The 20,033-nt window shown below is 62.9% G+C and carries 19 protein-coding genes; 7 read left to right on the top strand and 12 right to left on the bottom strand.

The window, feature by feature from the left end:
• The first annotated feature begins 250 nt into the window (after positions 1-250).
• The 3 genes from NKH05_RS17280 to NKH05_RS17270 are packed head-to-tail and all read left to right on the top strand — an operon-like array spanning position 251 to position 1,978.
• Positions 251-670, top strand: a complete 420-nt coding sequence (locus NKH05_RS17280; RefSeq protein ID WP_023717834.1) for an HIT family protein — start codon at positions 251-253, stop codon at positions 668-670.
• Positions 671-708: 38 nt separating this feature from the next.
• A complete protein-coding gene (gene nudC / locus NKH05_RS17275) occupies positions 709-1,650 on the top strand; it encodes an NAD(+) diphosphatase (protein WP_023717835.1) in 942 nt (313 codons plus the stop codon).
• A gap of 25 nt (positions 1,651-1,675) precedes the next feature.
• A complete protein-coding gene (locus NKH05_RS17270) occupies positions 1,676-1,978 on the top strand; it encodes a Dabb family protein (protein ID WP_353025797.1) in 303 nt (100 codons plus the stop codon).
• A 25-nt stretch (positions 1,979-2,003) separates the two neighbouring features.
• On the opposite strand, the gene NKH05_RS17265 is transcribed toward NKH05_RS17270, so the two are convergent.
• From NKH05_RS17265 to NKH05_RS17225, 9 genes are all read right to left on the bottom strand, one after another.
• Positions 2,004-2,945 carry a 2-hydroxyacid dehydrogenase gene (locus NKH05_RS17265; RefSeq protein WP_023717837.1) on the bottom strand — a complete coding sequence of 314 codons (942 nt, stop codon included), beginning with the start codon at positions 2,943-2,945 and terminating at the stop codon, positions 2,004-2,006.
• 95 nt (positions 2,946-3,040) lie between these two features.
• Entirely contained in the window at positions 3,041-4,669 is a 1,629-nt protein-coding gene (locus tag NKH05_RS17260; protein WP_023717838.1) for an ABC transporter ATP-binding protein, read from the bottom strand.
• Positions 4,666-4,920 (bottom strand): hypothetical protein, encoded by a 255-nt coding sequence (locus tag NKH05_RS17255; RefSeq protein ID WP_023717839.1) that lies wholly within the window; start codon positions 4,918-4,920, stop codon positions 4,666-4,668. The genes NKH05_RS17260 and NKH05_RS17255 overlap by 4 nt, the downstream gene beginning before the upstream one ends.
• A complete protein-coding gene (locus NKH05_RS17250) occupies positions 4,920-5,153 on the bottom strand; it encodes a hypothetical protein (RefSeq protein WP_023717840.1) in 234 nt (77 codons plus the stop codon). The genes NKH05_RS17255 and NKH05_RS17250 overlap by 1 nt, the downstream gene beginning before the upstream one ends.
• 120 nt (positions 5,154-5,273) lie before the next feature.
• Positions 5,274-6,413, bottom strand: a complete 1,140-nt coding sequence (locus tag NKH05_RS17245) for an ABC transporter permease (RefSeq protein ID WP_352640535.1) — start codon at positions 6,411-6,413, stop codon at positions 5,274-5,276.
• On the bottom strand, positions 6,413-7,507 hold the full coding sequence (locus NKH05_RS17240; RefSeq protein ID WP_023717841.1) for a microcin C ABC transporter permease YejB: 1,095 nt from the start codon (positions 7,505-7,507) through the stop codon (positions 6,413-6,415). The genes NKH05_RS17245 and NKH05_RS17240 overlap by 1 nt, the downstream gene beginning before the upstream one ends.
• Before the next feature lie 279 nt (positions 7,508-7,786).
• A complete protein-coding gene (locus tag NKH05_RS17235) occupies positions 7,787-9,655 on the bottom strand; it encodes an extracellular solute-binding protein (RefSeq protein ID WP_352590819.1) in 1,869 nt (622 codons plus the stop codon).
• Entirely contained in the window at positions 9,655-11,538 is a 1,884-nt protein-coding gene (locus NKH05_RS17230; protein ID WP_352716756.1) for an extracellular solute-binding protein, read from the bottom strand. Before NKH05_RS17230 ends, NKH05_RS17235 begins: the two co-directional genes overlap by 1 nt.
• A 173-nt stretch (positions 11,539-11,711) precedes the next feature.
• Positions 11,712-12,365 carry a c-type cytochrome gene (locus NKH05_RS17225; RefSeq protein WP_352483264.1) on the bottom strand — a complete coding sequence of 218 codons (654 nt, stop codon included), beginning with the start codon at positions 12,363-12,365 and terminating at the stop codon, positions 11,712-11,714.
• Positions 12,366-12,557: 192 nt separating this feature from the next.
• Between NKH05_RS17225 and NKH05_RS17220 the strand changes: the two genes are divergently transcribed.
• On the top strand, positions 12,558-13,286 hold the full coding sequence (locus tag NKH05_RS17220; RefSeq protein ID WP_023717846.1) for a 3-deoxy-manno-octulosonate cytidylyltransferase: 729 nt from the start codon (positions 12,558-12,560) through the stop codon (positions 13,284-13,286).
• A gap of 33 nt (positions 13,287-13,319) precedes the next feature.
• Positions 13,320-14,183 carry a prephenate dehydratase gene (locus tag NKH05_RS17215; protein ID WP_352483265.1) on the top strand — a complete coding sequence of 288 codons (864 nt, stop codon included), beginning with the start codon at positions 13,320-13,322 and terminating at the stop codon, positions 14,181-14,183.
• Positions 14,184-14,190: 7 nt separating this feature from the next.
• Here NKH05_RS17215 and NKH05_RS17210 read toward each other — a convergent pair whose 3' ends face one another.
• Together NKH05_RS17210 and NKH05_RS17205 are read right to left on the bottom strand one after the other, a co-directional pair.
• On the bottom strand, positions 14,191-14,547 hold the full coding sequence (locus NKH05_RS17210) for a hypothetical protein (RefSeq protein WP_352908621.1): 357 nt from the start codon (positions 14,545-14,547) through the stop codon (positions 14,191-14,193).
• Between the two features lie 54 nt (positions 14,548-14,601).
• Positions 14,602-15,546 carry a class I SAM-dependent methyltransferase gene (locus NKH05_RS17205; RefSeq protein ID WP_352483267.1) on the bottom strand — a complete coding sequence of 315 codons (945 nt, stop codon included), beginning with the start codon at positions 15,544-15,546 and terminating at the stop codon, positions 14,602-14,604.
• Positions 15,547-15,654: 108 nt separating this feature from the next.
• On the opposite strand from NKH05_RS17205, the gene NKH05_RS17200 reads away from it, so the two are divergent.
• Positions 15,655-16,665: a ligase-associated DNA damage response exonuclease gene (locus NKH05_RS17200; RefSeq protein WP_353025795.1), complete on the top strand. Its 1,011-nt coding sequence runs from the start codon at positions 15,655-15,657 to the stop codon at positions 16,663-16,665.
• Positions 16,666-16,891: 226 nt separating this feature from the next.
• Positions 16,892-18,493 carry a cisplatin damage response ATP-dependent DNA ligase gene (locus tag NKH05_RS17195; protein WP_352548794.1) on the top strand — a complete coding sequence of 534 codons (1,602 nt, stop codon included), beginning with the start codon at positions 16,892-16,894 and terminating at the stop codon, positions 18,491-18,493.
• A gap of 1 nt (position 18,494) precedes the next feature.
• Here the strand turns inward: NKH05_RS17195 and NKH05_RS17190 are convergent, their stop codons facing one another.
• Entirely contained in the window at positions 18,495-19,658 is a 1,164-nt protein-coding gene (locus tag NKH05_RS17190; protein WP_352483270.1) for a hypothetical protein, read from the bottom strand.
• Positions 19,659-20,033 lie beyond the last annotated feature (375 nt).

Raw genomic sequence — 20,033 nt, 5'->3', positions numbered from 1 at the left:
GGTGCGAATAATCACCATAGCGACATTAGTAGCATAGCTGCCGGCACAAAGCAAGAACAAAATGTGGCTGCGGTCAAAATTGTCGACCTCGGCGGGGCAGCGCCAACCGTATGCAATGCCCTGGTCCTCGGTTCTTCGCGCACAATCAGCGCCACGACGGCCAATGTTGCTTGCTGCCCCTTGCGGCCCCCCGGTAGCCGCTCTAGCGTCGATAAAGTTCAAAAAACGTCAAAATGCGAGGGAAACGCCGATGCTGCCGGGCCTCAAGGCAGGATTCACGCTTGACGCTCAGCTGGAAGCCGACAGCGAACAGCTGATGTGGCTCGGCCTGTGCGAATTGCGCGTCATGAACGACCGCCGCTGGCCGTGGCTGCTGCTGGTGCCGCAGCGGCCGGGCATCGAGGAAATCCACGACATGACGCCGCTCGACCAGGCGATGCTGACCTTCGAGACCAACATGGTGGCGCTGGCGCTGAAGCGGGTGACCGGCTGCACCAAGATCAACACCGGCGCGCTCGGCAACATCGTGCGGCAGTTGCACGTGCATGTTATCGCGCGCTCGGAAGGCGATCCCGGCTGGCCCGGCCCGGTGTGGGGGCACGGCCTGCGCGAGCCCTACCAGCGCTCCGACATTCGCAAGTTTGCGGAAAAGATCAAGGCAGCGCTATAAGCCTCTCCCGTGTCCATCTTGAACCTTCCTGAGTCCGCATGAGCTTTAGCCTGTTTGACGCGCCCTTGCGCGAGCCGAGCCAGTTCGTCGGCTTCGCCGGCAACATCATCGACCGGCAATCCGAAAACCGCGCCGACGATTCCGTCGAAAAGGCGCTCGCCGATCCGACGACTCGGCTTTTGCTGATGCATGGCGGCCGGCTCTATCTGAAGCTTGCGCAAGACGCATTCGATCCCTGGTTCGGCGTGGCCGAAAGCCGGCCGCTCGAGGCATCGCTCGAAAACGGCGTCCTGCTCGGTTTTTCCGAAAGTGGCCCGGTGCTGGCGGTGCCGGCCGCGGTCGAGCCCGAGCAGCTTCCCGAGACGATCAAGGCGATCGACTATCGCTCGGTCTATATGCAGGGGCTGATCGACGAAGCGGCGGCCGGCGCGCTGGCGCAAGGGGCGGCGCTGCTCGCCTGGCATGCCAGCCATCGCTTCTGCAGCAAATGCGGCACCGAAGCCGAGATGCGGGCCGGCGGCTACAAGCGGCATTGCCCGGCCTGCGGTACGGAGCACTTTCCGCGCACCGACCCGGTGGCGATCATGCTGACGGCGACGCGCGAAAAATGCCTGCTCGGCCGCGGCCGGCATTTCGGGCCCGGCATGTATTCGGCGCTCGCCGGTTTCATCGAGCCGGGCGAGACGATCGAGGCGGCGGTGCGCCGCGAAACGCTGGAGGAAGCCGGCATCCGGCTCGGCCGCGTCGTCTACCACGCCAGCCAGCCCTGGCCGTTTCCCTATTCGCTGATGATCGGCTGCTTCGGCGAACCGCTCAACGACGACATCCACCCCGACCTCAACGAGCTGGAAGACTGCCGCTGGTTCTTTCGCGACGAGGTGCTGTCGATGCTGGCCAGGGAACATCCGGGCGGCCTGGTGACGCCGCCGAAAGGGGCGATCGCCTATAACCTGATCCGCGCCTGGGCCGACAGCGCGTGACACGAAGACATCGCAGGAGCAAAAAATGATCCGTCACACCGTCGTGTTCACGCTAAAACACCCGCCGCACTCGCTTGAGGAAAAAAGGTTCTTCGCCGATGCCACGAGGATCCTCACGGCGATAAAGGGCGTCACGCATTTCGAGCAGTTGCGGCAGGTCAGCCCCAAGAACGAGTACCGCTTCGGCTTCTCGATGGAGTTCGCCGATCAGCGGGCTTACTCCGGCTACAACGATCATCCCGACCACGTCGCCTTCGTCCGCGACCGCTGGATCCCCGAGGTCGAGGCGTTTATGGAGATCGACTACGTGCCGCTCGGCTGGGGCTGAGACGGGGAAGCGGCGCTCCAAAAAATCAATACCCCGCGTCGCGGTCCACCACATTTTCCAGCGCTTCGCCGCGCTCGAAGGCGTCCATCTGGCGCAGCATGATCGGCGCCAGGTGGACCGGATCGGAAGTTGCCGCCGCATGCGGCGTCACGAACACTTTAGGATGGTTCCATAGTGGGCTGGTCTTCGGCAGCGGCTCGACCTCGAACACGTCGAGGCTGGCTTCCTTCAGCGTGCCGTCGTCCAGTGCGCGCAGAATGTCGGCGTCCTTCTGCAGCCTGCCGCGCCCGGCATTGATCAGCACCGAGCCGCCGAGGCCGTTGCGCTTGCGCAGCTCCTTCAGCACGCCGTGGTTGATGATGCCGTGCGTCTGCGGCGTCAGCGGCAGAAGCACCACCAGGATGTCGGTAGCGTTGAGGAACGGGATCAGGCCGGCCTCGCCCGCATAAGTCGAGACACCTTGCATCGGCCGATCGCTGCGCGACCAGCCATTGACCGGAAAGCCGAGCGACAACAGCACCGACGCCGCCGCGCGGCCGAGCGTGCCGAGCCCCATAATGCCGACCGAGATGTCGCTGGCCGGCCGCTGCTGCGGTTCGTGCCAGATCTTCTTCTGCTGCTGGGCGCGGTAGAGCATGCCCTGGCGATGGTGGTCGAGCACCCGCCAGACGACGTATTCGGTCATGTACTGGGTCAGGTTGTCGGCCACCACCTTGACGACCGGAACGTCGGGCAAGGTGGGATCGGCGAAGATGTGGTCGACGCCGGCGCCGATCGAGAAGATGGCGCGCAGATTGGGCAGCGACGACAACAGGTTCGGCCGCTGTTTCCACACCACCGCATAGGTGATCGACGGATCGGCGGCGCCATTCGGCTCGAGCACCACTTCGCGCTCCGCCGACAGCAGTTCGCGCCAGCGCAGCGGATGAATACCGGTGAGGGCAAGCAGGATGCGGCCTTTTTCCATTGCGGATTGTTTTTCCTTTTTACCAACAGCGTTCGCGTCCCGACGTGCAAGGGCGCGGCAGCGTTTTGATTTTGTGCATGATCTCTGGCGAAAATCTACTCGCTAACGATGCCGACCGGCGCCGTTTCGATCTTGAAGGCGGCCGAGATCAACGCCTTTGTATAGTCGGTCCGCGGGTTGCCAAAAATCTGTTCGGAAGGTCCGGCTTCGACGATCCTGCCATTGCGCATGACGATGACTTCATTGGCGAGCGCGCGGATGACCCTCAGATCGTGGCTGATGAAGAGATAGGCGAGGTCGTGCTTGGCCTGCAGGCTGCGCAAGAGGTCGACGACCTGCGCCTGCACGCTCATGTCGAGCGCCGAGGTCGGCTCGTCCAGCATGACGAAGCGCGGGTTGAGCACCATGGCGCGCGCGATGGCGACGCGCTGGCGCTGGCCGCCGGAGAATTCGTGCGGATAGCGGTTGCGCGTCGCCGGATCGAGGCCGACTTCCTGCAGCACGTCGACGACACGCTCGTCGCGCGCATCGGGCGACAGTTTCGGCTCGTGGATCTTCAACCCTTCCTCGATGATCTCGGCGACCGACATGCGCGGGCTGAGCGAGCCGAACGGATCCTGGAAGACGATCTGCAGTTCGCGCCGCAGCGGCCGCATTTCGTTGAAGGATAGCTGATCGATGCCGCGTCCGTTGAACTGGATATTCCCGGTCGACGAGATCATCCTGGCCAGCGCCAGGCCGAGCGTCGTCTTGCCGGAGCCGGATTCGCCGACGACGCCAAGCGTCTGACCGGCCCGCACGGTGACGTCGATGCCGTCGACCGCCTTCACATTGTCGACGGTGCGCCGGAAGAAGCCCTTCTTGATCGGAAACCAGACCTTGACGTCGTTGCCGACCATCACTGGCTTGGCGGCCTGGTTGGCCGCCGGCGGCTTGCCCTTCGGCTCGGCGGCAAGCAGATGCCGGGTGTAGGCGTGCTGCGGATTGGCGAATATCTCCTTGGTCGGGCCGGTCTCGACGATCTTGCCCTTGGTCATCACGCAGACCCGGTCGGCGATCTTCCTGACGATGCCGAGATCGTGGGTGATGAACAGCATCGACATGTTCTTGCGGCTTTTCAGGCCGGCGAGCAATTCGAGGATCTGCGCCTGGACGGTGACGTCGAGCGCCGTCGTCGGCTCGTCGGCGATCAACAGTTCAGGCTCGTTGGCCAGCGCCATGGCGATCATGACGCGCTGGCGCTGGCCGCCGGAAAGCTGGTGCGGATAGGCGTCGAGCCGCTTCTCCGGTTCGCGGATGCCGACCTCGTGCAGAAGTTCCAGCGTGCGCGCCTTGGCGGTGCGATCCCCCAGGCCCTGGTGCAATTTCAGCACCTCGACGATCTGCTGCTCGATCGTGTGCAGCGGGTTGAGCGAAGTCATCGGCTCCTGGAAGATCATGGTGATCTTGTTGCCGCGCACACGGCGCAAGTCTCTCTCGTCCGTGGCCAGCAGGTCGGCGCCGAGGAACAGGATCTTTCCCGAGGGGTGGCTGGCGGTCGGATAGGGCAGCAGCTTCAGCACCGACAGCGCGGTGACCGACTTGCCGGAGCCGGATTCGCCGACCAGCGCCACCGTCTCGCCCTTGGCGAGGTCGAAGGAAATATGGTCGACGGCGATCGACTGGTTGCCGCCTTGCGTGAAGGCGACGCTGAGGTCTTGTATGGAAAGGAGAGGGGCGGTCATGGCTCAACTTCCGCGACAACCCTGTCCAGGGCGGAAATTTCCTGTCGCATGATCGAAATTTTGACTGCCATTTGAGGGGGGACGAGACGATTTGGTGCGATAGAATAGGTCTCTTTCAATCTCGTGTCCGCGGTCTGCTTTCTGCCGTCGTTCAGTGAAATGAGCTGAAGCAGTTTTTTTGCAAGCGCATCGTTGTTTTCAAAGGCATAGATGAAAATGTTGGTGTCGACATAAAGCCGGACTGCAGCCATCAATCCTCCCACTCATCGCGGAGGGCACGAACACGCGCGACAGCCTCGTCGAGGCTTGTTCCCGGCGCGTTGGCCTGAGCATTCCGCATGAGTTCAAGCAATTGTTCGCGGCCAAGAGGCCTGTTGGCCTCCTCTTCCACTGTCACTTTGACCGAGGCGCTCGGAGCTGTGCCCCTTCGCAGTTCATCCGGGAGCTTCGATGCCGGGTAGTGTTCAAGGATGACCCTATTCATAACCCTTTCCTTCCCCGACGTGCGGCTTGACGGACTGAACCGACGCCAACACCGTCATGGGTCCGGGTTCGCTCGATATCGGCCGGAATATAACATGCCGAATGCCAGCCCGCATCGCTCTCATCTGAACGTCTTGCGCGGATCGAAAGCGTCGCGGGTGGCCTCGCCGACGAAGACCAGCAGCGACAGCATCAGCGAGATGACGACGAAGCCGGAAATGCCGAGCCATGGCGCGTTGAGATTGCGCTGTGCCTGCTTCAACAACTCGCCGAGCGAGGCGGAGCCGGGCGGCAGGCCGAAGCCGAGATAGTCGAGCGAGGTCAGCGTCGAAATCGAGCCGCTAAGCAGGAAGGGCAAGAAGGTCAGAGTCGCCACCATGGCATTGGGCAGCAGATGCCGGAACATGATGGTGATATTGGACACGCCGAGCGCGCGCGCCGCATTGACATATTCGAAATTGCGGGCGCGCAGGAATTCGGCCCTTACCACGCCGACCAGTGCCACCCAGGAAAACAGCAGCATCAATCCGAGCAGGATGAAGAAGCCGGGCGGCAGGATGGCGGCGACGATCAAGAGCAGATACAGCACCGGGATCGCCGACCAGATCTCGATGAAGCGCTGGAACAGAAGGTCGGTCCAGCCGCCGAAATAGCCCTGCAGAGCGCCGGCCGCCACGCCGATCAGCGCCGAGCCGGCAGTCAGAACCAGGCCGAACAGCACCGAGATCCTGAAGCCGTAGATGACGCGCGCCAGCACGTCGCGGGCCTGGTCATCGGTGCCCAGCCAGTTCCAGTTGCCGACGTTGCAGTTGGGGTCTGCCTCGCCTTTCGGATACTGGTTGCAGCGCGTCTTCTTGTCGTAGAGCCAGGATGGCTTGGTCGGTGCTGCTTCGGGAATAGCGTTGTTGACGGTCTGATAGGAGTAGCGCACCGGCGGCCAGATCATCCAGCCATTGGCGTTGATCTCGTCCTGGATGACCGGGTCGCGGTAGTCGGTGACCGCATAGAAGCCGCCGAACTTCTCCTCGGGATAGGCGACCAGGACCGGAAACAGGATCTCGCCCTTGTAGGAGGCGATGATCGGCTTGTCGTTGGCGATCAGTTCGGAAACCAGCGACAGCACGAACAGGAACAGGAAAATCCACAACGACCAGTAGCCGCGCCGGTTGGACTTGAAGTTCTGCAGGCGGCGCTGGTTGAGCGGCGACAGAAAGGGCCGCGCGATCCGAGGCGGCGCCGTTTCGGCTGTGGCCTGCGCCATCAGACGTCTCTCCGCTCGAAGTCGATGCGCGGATCGACCCAGGTATAGATCAGATCGGACAGCAGCCCGACGAACAGGCCAAGCAGCGAGAAGATGTAGAGATTGGCGAAGACCACCGGATAATCGCGCTGCACCACCGAGTTGAAGCCGAGCAGGCCGAGGCCGTCGAGCGAAAAGATGTTCTCGATCAGCAGCGAGCCGGTGAAGAAGGCCGAGATGAAGGCGCCGGGAAAACCGGCAATGACGATCAGCATGGCGTTGCGGAAGACGTGGCCGTAGAGCACCTGCCGCTCCGACAGGCCCTTGGCGCGGGCGGTGACCACATATTGTTTGCGGATTTCCTCGAGGAAGGAATTCTTGGTCAAAAGCGTCGTCGTGGCGAAGGCCGACAGCACCAGCGCCGTCAGCGGCAGGGTCATGTGCCAGAAATAGTCGACGATCCTGGCCGGCCACGACAGCTGGTCCCAATTGTCGGAGGTGAGGCCGCGCAGCGGAAACCAGTCCCAGAACGAGCCGCCGGCAAACAGCACCATCAGCAATATGCCGAACAGGAAGCCTGGAATGGCGTAACCGACGATGACGACGCCGCTGGTCCAGACGTCGAAGGTGGAGCCGTCCTTGACCGCCTTGCGGATGCCGAGCGGGATCGAAATCAGATAGGACAAAAGCGTGATCCACAGCCCGATCGAGATCGACACCGGCATCTTTTCCAGGATCAAGTCGAGCACCGAAATGTCGCGGAAGTAGCTGTCGCCGAAATCGAAGCGGAGATAGTTCCACAGCATCATGCCAAAGCGCTCGAGCGGCGGCTTGTCGAAGCCGAACTGCTTCTCCAGCTTCTTGATGAATTCCGGATCGAGCCCTTGCGCGCCGCGGTATTTCGAGCCGACGTCGCCGGCCACATCGAAATTGGCGCCGCCGGCATCACCGCCGCCGCCACCGAGGCGATCGCTGCCGCCCTGGTTGGTCAGCCTGGCAATGACCTGCTCGACCGGCCCGCCAGGCGCGAACTGGATGACGGCGAAGGACACCGCCATGATGCCGAACAAGGTCGGGATCATCAGCAGCATGCGGCGCAGTATATAGGCGCCCATCAGTTTTTACCCTCCTTAGGGAGGACCACTGTGGCTGGGGGTGCCCCCGAGGCAATCGCTTCAGGCCAATTGTCGACGCCGGCGCCGCCTCTCATTGTCCTGCCGGACATTTCTCCCCGTATAGTGACGGGGAGAAAGGGGCTGGCCGTAGTCTCGGCGCTTTTGTTGCCATGTTTGTGGTTGGCGAAATCCTCGATGAAAGCCCCCCTCTCCCCGTCGCTATACGGGGAGAGGATGCCGGCAGGCAGGTGAGGGGCGGCGCCAACGCCCGCAAGAAATTCAGCCTTTGCCAATCTTTGCCGCCTTGTCCCTGTCAAACCACCACAGCGCTTCCATCGCGAAGCCGTAGTCGGGTTTCGTTTCGTCGAAACCGAACATGTCCCAGAAGGCCACGCGGTGATTCGCCGAATACCAACTAGGAATCCAGTCCATGCGCGCGCGCAAGACCCGATCCAGCGAACGCAGCACTGTCGTCAGTTCCTGACGGTTTTTGACGCGGTCTATCGCCTCGACAAGCATGTCGATCGCCGGGTCTGCCGTGCCGGACAGATTGCGCGATCCCTGCAGGTTGGCCGAGCGTGAATGGAAGATGCCGTCCATTCCCTCCCGTGTTGGCGTCGGCGAGAACAGCACCGCCATCGCTATCATGTCGAAATCGAAGCTCGCCTGCCTGGCTTGGTGCTGTGCCGACTCGACCAGGCGGATTGAGGCGTCGAAGCCGATGGCCTTCAAATTCTCCGCCCACGGCCCATAGATGCGCACCAAACCTTCGTCGTCAGCAAGGATTTCTAACCTGAAAGTTTCGCCGGCGGCATTCTGGAAAAATTGACCGGACCGTTTCCATCCCGCGTCAGCCATCAGCTTTTGCGATGCGCGCAGCAATTTCCGGTCACGGCCGCTGCCGTCGGATGGGGGCAGAGCATAGACTTCGCCGAAGACTTCAGGCGCAAGCTTGTCGCGAAGCGGCTCCAGCAGCGTCAGTTCGTCAGGAGACGGTACGCCGGTGGCTTTGAATTCCGATCGTTCGAAATTGGATTGCGAACGATCATAGAGGCCGTAGAACAGCGATTTGTTGGTCCATTCGAAATCGAAGCACAACGCAATTGCGCGGCGCACGCGCATATCCCGAAACCGTTCGCGCCGTTGGTTCATGGCTGTCGCGTACATTAACGGGCGCTTTTCGGAAGGAAACTCGCGTTTAACCACCTTGCCTGCGGTGAGCGCCGGAAAATCGTAGCCGGTAGCCCATACGCGCGACGTTGCCTCTTCGCGGAAATGGACTTCGCCCTTCTTGAAAGCCTCGAAAGCCGCCTGACGGTCGCCATAGAACTCTATGCGCAGCTTGTCGAAATGGAACTGTCCTTTATTGACCGGCAGGCCGCGGCCCCAATAGTCCACGACGCGCTCGAACTCGATTGTCTGTCCCGGACGCACCAACCCGACCTTGTAAGGGCCGGATCCGAGCGGCGCCTTCATGCGGGAGCTGTCAAACGGGGCGATCGCGAAATATGCCTTGGAGAGGATCGGGAACGTTGCGACATCCAGGATGGTACGTTCCGATTGCTTGCCCGAAAAGGTCAATCTCAGCGTTCCAGTATCGGCGGCGACGGCTTGGGTCATCTCACGGAGCGGCAGCGAGAGATCGGGATGGCCCTGATTCTTGAAAAGGGTGAACGTATATGCGGCATCCTCTGCGGTCAGCGGCGAGCCGTCATGCCAGCGCGCCTGCGGGCGCAGGGCGAACTCGAACATGTTGCGGTCCGCCGAGATCGTCACGCTTTCAGCCAGCAGTCCATAGATGGAATCCGGCTCGTCCTGTGCGCCGGTCATGAGCGAATCGAAACACATTTCCATGCGCGGCGGGGCGTCACCCTTGGGCACGAAGCTGTTCAGCGTGTTGAAGGTGTAGGGATTCTGGTTGAACACCCATTGCGAGGGGCCGAAATTAAAGGTGCCGCCCTTGGGCGCGTCGACATTCACATAGTCGAAATGCTTGAAATCCGGCGCGTATTTGAGATCGCCGAAGGCCGACAGGCCGTGCAGTTTCACGCCGGTCGGGGTCGTGGCGAAAGCCCGGCCGGGCAGCCATGCAGCTGCCGCGGCGGCACCGCCCAGGGCGAGGAAGTCGCGACGGGGCAGCACCGTCATCAATTGCCACTCTTGTATTTGGCCGCCAGCGCCTTTTCCTTGACCGGATCGATCCACCAGGAATTCTGGTCGACGCCGCTATAGGCGGGCTGCTTTTCCGGCATACCGAACTTGTTCCAATAGGCGAGCCAGACCACGGCGCGGTAATATTGCGGCACGACGTAGAAGTTCCACAACAGCACCCGGTCGAGCGCATGGGTGGCGGCAACGAGATCGTCGCGGTCGGTGGCATAGATGATCCGGTCGACCAGCGCATCGACGACCGGATTCTTGATGCCGGCGTAATTGCGCGATCCCGGCGAATCGGCGGCCTTGGAGCTCCAGAAATCGCGCTGTTCATTACCGGGAGAGTCCGACTGGCCGAGTATCGAAGTGACCACGTCAAAGTCGAAATGGGTGACGCGGTTGATATACTGGGTCTGATCGATCAGGCGCAGCGTCGCGTCGACGCCGATTTTGCGCAGATTGGCGATGTACGGGCTGGCGATGACCTGGTCGGTGTCGTTCCAGCCGAGGATTTCGAATTTGAACGGTTCGCCGGTCTTGGCGTTGACCATCTTGCCGCCCTTGATCACCCAGCCTGCCTTGGCGAACAGATCGACCGCGGTCTTCAGGTATTTGCGCTCCGCCTGCGGGCTGTCGTAGACCGGCAGCTTGAATTCCTGGGTGAAGACCTCGGGCGGCAGCTTGTCACGGTACTGCTCCAGGATTTCGAGTTCCTTGCCTTGCGGCAGGCCGCTCGACGCCAGTTCCGTGCCCTGGAAATAGCTGCTGGTGCGGGTATTGGAACCGAAGAACAGGGTCCGGTTCATCGTCTCGAAGTCGAACGGGTACATCAAGGCGGCGCGCACCAGGCGATCTTGGAACAGCGGGCGCCTGGTGTTGAGCATGAAGGCCTGCATCGGTTCGGGCGACGCGGTCTTGAATTCCTTCTTGATGACGTCGCCGGCCTGGACTGCCGGGAAATTATAGGCCGTGTTCCAGCGCCTCGAACTGTTCTCCGGCTTGATGTCGTCCAAGCCGCCCTTGGTGAAGGCCTGCCAGGCGGCATTGTCGTCGAGAAAATAGGTGAAACGCTGGCTGTCGGAATTCTCGCGGCCGATCTTCACCGGCAGCTTGGCCGCCCAGTAGTCGGGCACGCGCTGCCAGACGATTTCCGAGCCCGGCTTGAAGCTGGCGATCTTGTAGGCGGCCGAGCCGAGTGGCGGCTCCAACGTCGATTTGGTGACGTCGCGCTTCTTGCCATTGGCGTCGGTACCTTCCCACCAGTGCTTGGGCAATACGACGAGATCGCCGAGAATCTTGGGCAGTTCGCGGTTGCCCTTCTGGTTGAAATGGAACTCGACCTCGCGGTCGGAGATGGCGACCGCGTCGGTGACGTTTTCGAAATAGCGGCTATATTGCGGGCTGTTGGCCTTCAGCACCTGGAACGACCAGATCACGTCGTCGGTGGTGATCGGCTGGCCGTCATGCCACTTCGCCCGCGGATCGAGGCGATAGGTCGCCGAGGAATAGTCGGCCGGATATTTGTAGGCGTCGGCGATCAGCGGATGGCTGGTGCTGCCCTCGTCGGTCGCCTGCTCCATCAGCGTGTCGTAGAGCAGGCCGCCGCCGAACTGCGCGAAGCCGGCAGCCGGCGACCCCTGCACGATGTAGGGATTGAAGCTGTCGAACGTACCAAGCACCACGGAATTCAGCGTGCCGCCCTTGGGTGCATCCGGATTGATGTAATCGTAGTGCTGGAAGTTGTCGCCATATTTGGATTCGCCGATCAGCGACGAGGTCGTGCGCCATTCGTCCGCGAGGGCCGCCTGCAGGCCGCCGGCAAAAGCAGCCAGCATAAGCACCGATTTCAGAAGCGTCCGCGCTCGGCCAACCGTCATGCGTTCTCCTCTTCGCGATATAGCGCCGTCACCATAGCGTCTGGGCCCAATCTAGATCATTTGGCGGCGCTGAAAACCGCAACGGAGCGGCTTTGTCGTCGCATATGCATTTTTCCTAACGAAAAAGCCGGGCTGAACCCGGCTTTTTCAAGGATTATGTCATTACAGTTTTGTTATTTTGCGGGTGCAGCCGGAGCGGCTGGCGCCGCGCCTTCTGCCGGCTTGGCAGGGGCTGCACCTTCGGCCGGCTTGGCGGGCGCGTTTTCGGCCGAGGCGCCGGGCGCCGGCAGCGGCTTCGGATTGTCCGACAGCGTGCGCAGATAGGCGATGACGTTGGCGCGGTCCTCATCCTTCGGCAGGCCGGCGAAGCCCATCGCCGTGCCCTTCACGAACTTCTTCGGCGAGGTGATGAAGTGGTTGAGGTTATCGTAGGTCCACTTCTCGCTGCCGCCCTTGGAGAACTCCTTCATGCCGGCAGAATAGGCAAAGCCCTCATGCTCGGCGACCGGACGGTCGATGATGTCCCACAGATCGGGGCCCACCTTGTTGGGGCCGCCCTTTTCGCCGGAATGACAGGCCTGGCATTTCTTGAAGACGGCGGCGCCCGCTTCGGCGTTGGCGGTGGTCAGCAGCTCGGCGATCGGCTTGGCCTCCGCGGCGGGAGCGGCCGGGCCGCCTTCGGCAGGCTCGGTCGCCTCGATGGCAAAGCCGGGCTTTTCCGGCGCCGGCGAGGCAAACAGCGCGTCGGACACGATGCCAACGGAAAAGACAATGAAAACCGTGCCGAGGAAAGCGGCGAGCAGCTTGTTGACTTCGTTGGAATCCATACGCCCCAGGCTCCCTTTTCCGGCGGACCGATCCGTCCACTCCGTCCGTCGGTATCGTGAACCACCCTGCGAGGCGGTCAAATCGCGCGGAAACTAGGTCTTTTGCTCCGGCGTTGCAACACCTATAAGGGCGCTGCCAGTGAGACCTTTTGCCACTTTTGTCCTCCTCTTTTTCGAGCCCCTGCCCGCCTCATGTCCACCCTCATCCTGATCCCGGCCCGCATGGCCTCGACCCGCCTGCCGGGCAAGCCGCTGGCCAACATCGCCGGCACTCCGATGATCGTCCACGTCGCCCGCCGTGCTGCCGAGGCCGGCCTCGGCCGGGTCGTCGTCGCCACCGATACGCAAAGCGTTGCGGAGGCGGTGCGCGCGCATGATTTCGAGGCGGTGATGACGCGGGCGGACCACGAAACCGGCTCCGACCGCATCTTCGAAGCGCTGACCATTCTCGACCCTGGCAACAGCGTCGAGACCATCGTCAATGTGCAGGGCGATCTGCCGACCATCGAGCCCCTTGTTATCGGCGCCGCGCTTAAGCCTTTCGAGAACGCAGCGGTCGACATCGCCACGCTCTGCGTCGAGATCGTCCGCGACGAGGAAAAGACCAATCCGAACGTCGTCAAGCTGGTCGGCTCGCCACTCTCGGCGACGCGGCTCAGGGCGCTCTATTTCACCCGCGCCACCGCCCCCTGGGGCGAAGGCCCGCTCTACCATCATATCGGCCTCTATGCCTATCGCCGCGCCGCACTCGAACGCTTCGTTGCGCTGAGGCCGTCGCCGCTGGAGCGCCGCGAGCGGCTGGAGCAGTTGCGGGCGCTCGAGGCCGGCATGCGCATTGATGCGGAGATCGTGCAGTCGGTGCCGCTTGGCGTCGATACGCCGGACGATCTCGAACGCGCCAGGGCGCTCCTTTCCAACTAAGAAATTCTTCCCCCAATTCCCGAGACTCTGCGCATGCCTGAAAAGACCAACAAAATATCCTTCCAGGGCGAGCCGGGCGCCAATTCCGACACCGCCTGCCGCAACATGTTCCCGTCGATGGAGCCGTTGCCGTGCCCGACCTTTGAGGACGCCTTCAACGCCGTCGAGACCGGCAAGGCCGATCTGGCGATGATCCCGATCGAGAACACCATTGCCGGCCGCGTCGCCGACATCCATCACCTCTTGCCGGAATCGAAGCTGCACATCATCGGCGAATATTTCCTGCCGATCCACTTCCAGCTCATGGTGCTGCCCGGCGTCAGGCGCGACGAGATCCGGACCGTGCACAGCCACATCCACGCGCTCGGCCAATGCCGCAAATACATCCGCAAGAACGGCTGGAAGGCGACGGTTGCCGGCGACACGGCGGGCGCCGCCAAGATGGTCGCCGCGATGAAGGACCGCACCATGGCCGCGCTGGCGCCGGCGCTGGCCTCGACGCTCTACGGGCTCGACATCATCGAGGAGAATGTCGAGGACACCGACAGCAACGTCACCCGTTTCGTCGTGCTGACCAAGAACAAGCAATGGGCCGAACGCCCCTCGGCCGACGCCAAGATGATGACGACCTTCATCTTCCGCGTCCGCAACGTGCCTGCCGCGCTCTACAAGGCGATGGGCGGCTTCGCCACCAACGGCATCAACATGACCAAGCTGGAAAGCTACCAGCTCGGCGCGTTTACGGCGACGCTGTTCTACGCCGACATAGAGGGCCATCCCGACGACCCGCTGGTGAAGCTGGCGCTCGACGAGCTCGCCTTCTTCTCGCGCGAAATGCGCATTCTCGGCGTCTACCCCGCCAGTGCCTCGCGCGAGCAATGGAAGGTGGCGGATTAGGGTCCGGTCAGGTCAGGCTGAGCTTGTTCTGCTTGGCCGGCTTGCCGCATTCGCGGCGGCTGATCGACCGGTTCATGGCGTCGATCTTGCCGCTTGCCTGGTCGGCGTCACGTTTGGCTTTTGAGCGCATGTCCGGCGTGAACGGGCCGAAGCCCGTCGCCGGGTTGGAGAAGGACGGCTTGGCGTCCACCGGCAAATGATATTGCTGCGCCAGGCCGTTTCGTTGCGCCAGCAATTGGTCGCAAGGCACCTTGTCATATAGCAGCGAGGACTGGACGTTTTCGTCCTGCCGTTCGGACATCGAATTGCCGACGCAGCCGGCCATCGCCAGGCAAGATGCCAAGACCATCATGTTCCAGCGCATGAACGTGCTCCTTGTCTTTCGCAGCTGCCACTCTCCTGTGCAGCGGCAGGAGTCTTAGCCAGATTTTACGCTGCCGGAAAGCAAGCTTGCCAGTACGGCAAGCCCTTCGACCGGTTCGCGGCGATCCTGCCGGATAATCGTTGCCTGCAGCGACAGGACCGAAAAGCCGTTGGCGTCCAGAACCCGCTCTACATAGCTTTGCGAATGCGCATAGCGGCGCGACGGCTGCAAGGCGAAATCGCCGCTGCCAGATAGGTCGCCGCCGGAGAGCGTCTCGACGGAGAACGCAAACAGACCGCCGCCGGCAAGCATTCCGGCAATCTTGGTCACCACCTTGTCGAGTGCGCCGAGATAGATGAACACATCTGCCGCCGTCACCAGATCGGCTTTCGGGCCTGAATAGCAAAAATCCTGCAGGTCCGTCTTGACGAGCAGATCGTAGACGCCTTTGGCGCGCGCCTGCCTCAGCATGCCGGCCGAGATGTCGTAACCCTCCAGCCGATCGGCGATCGGCCGCAGTCTCTGGCCCATGAGGCCGGTGCCGCAGCCGAGATCGAGCACCAGCGAAAACCGGCCCGGCCGTGCTGCCCGGATGGCTCGGTCGAGACATTCGGGCAGACGATAGCCTAGCCTGTCGACCAGCTCACCCTCGAAGCTTCCGGCATAGTGGTCGTACAGCGTCTCGACAAAGGCGCTGGGCGGCGCCTGGGCGGCCGCTGCCTTGCCGATCAATTGCAGCTTGAGCACCGCGCCGAGCCTGTCCGCCGGGTCCAGCCGCAGTGCCGTCGTCCAGGCCTGCGCGGCGAGATCGGGCGCGCCCGCCGCCTCCTGCATCTCACCGAGGCGGAACCAGCCGGCCGGCCATTGCGGCGCCAGTTCGAGCGCGCCGAGCAGCAATTCCGACGCTGCCGCATGATCGCCGGACGCATGGAGCATTTCGGCATAGTCGGCGCGGCGGTCGGCGGTCGGATCGCCGGACGAAGTCTGGAGCGGTTTCATGGCGATCAGGTTCCGCCGGTGTTTTGCGGCCGGCCTGCGCTCTATGCTGGAGTCAGCAGTGACTTACAACAGGCTTCCCGCGCCGGAATTAGCGCCTATCTTGGGGCCATGCGCGCCAGCGACCTGCTTCATCCCCGGCCGGAAGGGCTGTATTGCCCGCCCGGCGATTTCTTCATCGACCCGGTGCGGCCGGTCAACCGGGCGCTGATCACACATGGCCATTCCGACCATGCCCGCCCCGGCCACCGCTCGGTGATGGCGACGCAGCAGACGCTCGACATCATGGGGCTGCGCTACGGCGAAGATTTTGCCGGAACGACGCAAGCCGCCGTGCTCGGCGAGACGATCACGCTCGACGGCGTCACCGTCAGCTTTCACCCGGCTGGCCATGTGCTGGGCTCGGCGCAGATCAAGGTCGCGCATCAGGGCACATGCATCGTCGCGTCCGGCGACTATAAGCGCCAGAAGGACGCGACCTGCGAGCCGTTCGAGCCACTCAAATGCGACGTCTTCATCACCGAGGCGACGTTCGGCCTGCCGGTGTTCCGCCATCCGCCCGATAGCGAAGAGATCGCCCGGTTGCTGAAATCGACCGAGCAGTTTCCCGAACGCACGCATCTGGTCGGCGCCTATGCGCTTGGCAAGGCGCAGCGCGTCCTGCGCCTGCTGCGCGATGCCGGCTACGAAAAGCCGATCTACATCCATGGCGCGCTGGCCAAGCTCAGCGAGTATTTCCAGAGCCAGGACATCGATCTCGGCACACTGGAACCGGCGACCGTCGAGAGCGGCGCGAAAAGCGACTTTGCCGGCGCCATCGTCGTCGGCCCGCCATCCGCGTTCGCCGATCGCTGGGCGCGGCGTTTTCCCGATCCGATGTCGTGCTTCGCCTCAGGCTGGATGCGCATCCGCCAGCGCGCCAAACAGGGCGGCGTCGAGCTGCCGCTGATCATCTCCGATCACTCCGACTGGGACGAGCTGACAGCGACGATCAAGGAGACCGGCGCCGAGGAAATCTGGGTGACGCATGGCCGCGAGGAGGCGCTGGTGCGCTGGTGCGAACTCGAAGGCATCGCCGCCAGGCCGCTGCATCTGGTTGGCTATGAGGACGAGGGCGATTGATGGTGGAAATCGCCGGTATGGCGTTCTGTCGCGCCCCCCTCTGGCCTGCCGGCCATCTCCCCCACGAGGGGGGAGATCGGCAGCTTTGGCGCCGCGCTCGTTCCCTCAACGCTGGAGATTGGCGAAACCAGTGGCGACATCCAATCTCCCCCCTCGTGGGGGAGATGTCCGGCAGGACAGAGGGGGGCGCGAAGGATCGCAAGCTTCCCCCCTTGGCGCTCCTCCCATGAACCGCTTCGCCGAGCTTCTCGACCGGCTGGTGCTGACGCCGTCGCGCAACGGCAAGCTGACGCTTTTGACCGATTATTTCCGCAGCGTCGAGGATCCTGACCGCGGGCTGGCGCTGGCGGCCATCACCGGCGATCTGTCCATCGCCGCGGTCAAGCCGGCGATGCTGCGCACGCTGGTCGTCGAGCGCATGGATCCGGTGCTGTTCGGCTATTCCTACGACTATGTCGGCGACCTGGCCGAGACCGTGTCGCTGGTCTGGCCGCAAGCGCCGGTCGACATTGCGAACCACGAGCCGACGCTGGCCGAAGTGGTGGCGAAGCTGCAGGCGGCGAGCCGTTCGGACGGGCCTCAGGTGCTGGCCCGGCTGCTCGACAGCGCCAGCACTTCGGCGCGCTTTGCCATCATAAAGCTGGTCACCGGCGGCCTGCGCATCGGCGTCTCGGCGCGGCTGGCCAAGCAGGCGCTCGCTGATTTCGGCAGGGTCGAAATCGCCGAAATCGAGGAACTCTGGCACGGCCTGACGCCGCCCTATATCGCGCTGTTCGCCTGGCTGGAGGGTAAAGCGGAAAAACCCAGGAAGACGGCGCTGGCGCTGTTCAGGCCGGTGATGCTGTCGAATGCCGTCGGTGACGGCGACCTCGAAAAGCTCGACCCGGCCGACTACGCGGCCGAATGGAAATGGGACGGCATCCGCGTCCAGGCGGTTTGCGAAGGCGGCATTCGCCGGCTCTATTCGCGCACCGGTGACGATGTCTCCGGCGCCTTTCCCGATCTTGCTGAGGCGATGGATTTTTCCGGCGCCCTCGACGGCGAGCTTTTGGTCGGAGACCCCAGGCAGGCGACGGGCACGTTCTCGGACCTGCAGCAGCGGCTGAACCGCAAGAGCGTGTCACCCAAGATCCAGCAGCAATACCCGGCCTTCATGCGCTGCTACGATGCGCTGCAGATCGGCGACGAGGATGTGCGCGGACTTCCCTTCCGCGAACGGCGCGGCCGGCTCGAGGCCTTTGTGAGGACACTCGATCCGAGCCGCTTCGATCTGTCGCCGCTGGTCGAATTCACCAACTGGCAGGCGCTGGAGGAATTGCGCCGCAAGCCGCTGCATCCGGTCATCGAAGGCGTCATGCTGAAGCGCTGGGATTCGCCTTATGTGGCCGGGCGGCCGAAGGGCCCCTGGTTCAAATGGAAGCGCGATCCGCACACGGTCGACGCCGTACTGATGTATGCCCAGCGCGGCCACGGCAAGCGCTCGAGCTTCTATTCCGATTATACATTCGGCGTCTGGTCCGGGCCGGAAGGATCGGAAGAGCTGGTGCCGGTGGGAAAAGCCTATTTCGGCTTCACCGACGAAGAACTGAGGCAGATCGACAAATATGTCCGCGACAACACGATCGAGCGCTTTGGCCCGGTGCGCTCAGTGCGTGCCGACCGCAGACAAGGCCTCGTACTGGAGGTGGCATTCGAAGGGCTCAACCGCTCGACGCGGCACAAATCGGGCGTCGCCATGCGCTTCCCCCGCATTTCACGATTGCGCTGGGACAAGCCGGCGGCCGAAGCCGACCGCATCGAGACGCTGCAGGCGCTGCTCGACAGTTAACTTAAGGAAGGACTGAAACGCGGATCTCGTAGATGTCGACCGACTTGCCCTGCTTGTCGAAGTCGGAATTGATGGCGATGGTGCCGGCAGCGCCCGGACGCTTGTCGGGAAGGCGCACGTCGAACAGATATTCATTGCGCTCGCGACCGACCGCATAGCGCTTGCGGCCACAGTCGCCGAGTTCGCCGAAATTGCAGTCGACGGAAATCTGCGTCTCCTGCCCCTCCTCGGAGCGTGCGATGATGTCGAATGTGGCATGCTTGCCGGCGATCCTCTCCAGCACGCCTTGCCCGACGTCGAAGCTGATGGCCGAGCCGGATGCGCCCGAGCGGATGCGCAGGAAGGAACCGCTTTCGTCCTGGACAACGTCGGCCTTGGCGTCCGACGGCGCATTGACCTGCGTCGGGTCGCCCGGCGAAAACACGTTGATCCAGTCGCGCGCCTGGTCCTCCTCGCCCTGCTTTGGCGGCGAAGCGGTGTCATCCGGCGTGAAATCGTCGCCGTCGACCGTTGGCGGCACTTCCGGCGGCGCCGTGTCGAGTTCGGTTGCCGATTTGAAGACGCCGGTCTGGTTGGCGAAATAAAGGCCGATGCCGGCGGCTGCGAGCAGCGTCACACCGAGGAAGATCGCGGTCAAAGGCAGGCGCCGCCGCCTCGCCCGCCGGTCGTCGCGGTCGGGCGTCACTTCCGCATCGTCGGTTTCGACGTCGGCTTCGGTCGGAGCCGAGGCCCCCATGTCGATCACCGGCACTTCGGCAACAGGTGCATCGGGCATGATGTCGGGGACGACCGGCAGGACGCGCGACCGGGGCGCATCGGATTCGGGCGGCTGCGCCGGACCGTCAACGACGACATCGGACGACGGCACGGGCTCGGCTTCGGTTTCGGTTTCAGCTGGAGGCTCCACCGCCGGTGCTGTCTCCAAACTGTCGGTCGGCGCGGCGACATCGGGAACCGCCGGCAGGAATTCCGATTCGATTTCGGTGATCTTGGCCTGGACCGCCTTGCGGCGCTTGATGGCGACCTCCACGGTGACGTTTGGATTGGCCTGCAGGGCACGGTCGAGTGCCGCGAAAGCCGATCGATAGACCCGCTCGCGAAACGCCCGGTCGTCGGCATTGCCTTTCTCGAAGGCATTGCGGATCGCTTTTTCGATCGCGTCCAAGCAAATTCCCTCTGCAATTTCATTCACATTGTCATGATCGTTAGCCGCAGGCGACCAATCAATCAACAAGCGAGCGGCCGCATTCTGCCTTGCCGAGGGGTGCAAAGCTCATTTCGGCGGTTTTCGGTAAAGGAATCAACATTTTTCGCTGCTTTTCCGGTCACGACGCCAACGTGGCGGTCGCGCGGCCTGCTGGTGCGGCATCGCGCGACCTAGGCGGATCGGCGCGGCTGCTGCCCTTGCGCCCGGCCTCGGACCGATACGAATTGCCAAGCCTCGTCCTTGAATTCGCTGCTGCCATCTTGAATTCAACGCTACCATCTTGAATTAAACGCTGGTTGCGTCTATCACCCAGCCGATCTTGGAAGCACGGCT

The organism is Mesorhizobium sp. M1399 (assembly GCF_040317735.1).
Taxonomy (GTDB): Bacteria; Pseudomonadota; Alphaproteobacteria; order Rhizobiales; family Rhizobiaceae; genus Mesorhizobium.
This window is presented reverse-complemented; position numbering and strand designations above follow the sequence as displayed.

Bases quoted from the DNA above. Each gene is read 5' to 3' on its own strand.
- NKH05_RS17235 (WP_352590819.1), bottom strand. From the start codon at position 9,655: ATGACGGTGCTGCCCCGTCGCGACTTCCTCGCCCTGGGCGGTGCCGCC.
- NKH05_RS17280 (WP_023717834.1), top strand. From the start codon at position 251: ATGCTGCCGGGCCTCAAGGCAGGATTCACGCTTGACGCTCAGCTGGAA.
- NKH05_RS17240 (WP_023717841.1), bottom strand. From the start codon at position 7,507: ATGGGCGCCTATATACTGCGCCGCATGCTGCTGATGATCCCGACCTTG.
- NKH05_RS17215 (WP_352483265.1), top strand. From the start codon at position 13,320: ATGCCTGAAAAGACCAACAAAATATCCTTCCAGGGCGAGCCGGGCGCC.
- NKH05_RS17220 (WP_023717846.1), top strand. From the start codon at position 12,558: ATGTCCACCCTCATCCTGATCCCGGCCCGCATGGCCTCGACCCGCCTG.
- NKH05_RS17210 (WP_352908621.1), bottom strand. From the start codon at position 14,547: ATGCGCTGGAACATGATGGTCTTGGCATCTTGCCTGGCGATGGCCGGC.
- NKH05_RS17205 (WP_352483267.1), bottom strand. From the start codon at position 15,546: ATGAAACCGCTCCAGACTTCGTCCGGCGATCCGACCGCCGACCGCCGC.
- nudC (WP_023717835.1), top strand. From the start codon at position 709: ATGAGCTTTAGCCTGTTTGACGCGCCCTTGCGCGAGCCGAGCCAGTTC.
- NKH05_RS17270 (WP_353025797.1), top strand. From the start codon at position 1,676: ATGATCCGTCACACCGTCGTGTTCACGCTAAAACACCCGCCGCACTCG.
- NKH05_RS17200 (WP_353025795.1), top strand. From the start codon at position 15,655: ATGCGCGCCAGCGACCTGCTTCATCCCCGGCCGGAAGGGCTGTATTGC.
- NKH05_RS17225 (WP_352483264.1), bottom strand. From the start codon at position 12,365: ATGGATTCCAACGAAGTCAACAAGCTGCTCGCCGCTTTCCTCGGCACG.
- NKH05_RS17255 (WP_023717839.1), bottom strand. From the start codon at position 4,920: ATGGCTGCAGTCCGGCTTTATGTCGACACCAACATTTTCATCTATGCC.
- NKH05_RS17265 (WP_023717837.1), bottom strand. From the start codon at position 2,945: ATGGAAAAAGGCCGCATCCTGCTTGCCCTCACCGGTATTCATCCGCTG.
- NKH05_RS17260 (WP_023717838.1), bottom strand. From the start codon at position 4,669: ATGACCGCCCCTCTCCTTTCCATACAAGACCTCAGCGTCGCCTTCACG.
- NKH05_RS17195 (WP_352548794.1), top strand. From the start codon at position 16,892: ATGAACCGCTTCGCCGAGCTTCTCGACCGGCTGGTGCTGACGCCGTCG.
- NKH05_RS17230 (WP_352716756.1), bottom strand. From the start codon at position 11,538: ATGACGGTTGGCCGAGCGCGGACGCTTCTGAAATCGGTGCTTATGCTG.
- NKH05_RS17245 (WP_352640535.1), bottom strand. From the start codon at position 6,413: ATGGCGCAGGCCACAGCCGAAACGGCGCCGCCTCGGATCGCGCGGCCC.
- NKH05_RS17250 (WP_023717840.1), bottom strand. From the start codon at position 5,153: ATGAATAGGGTCATCCTTGAACACTACCCGGCATCGAAGCTCCCGGAT.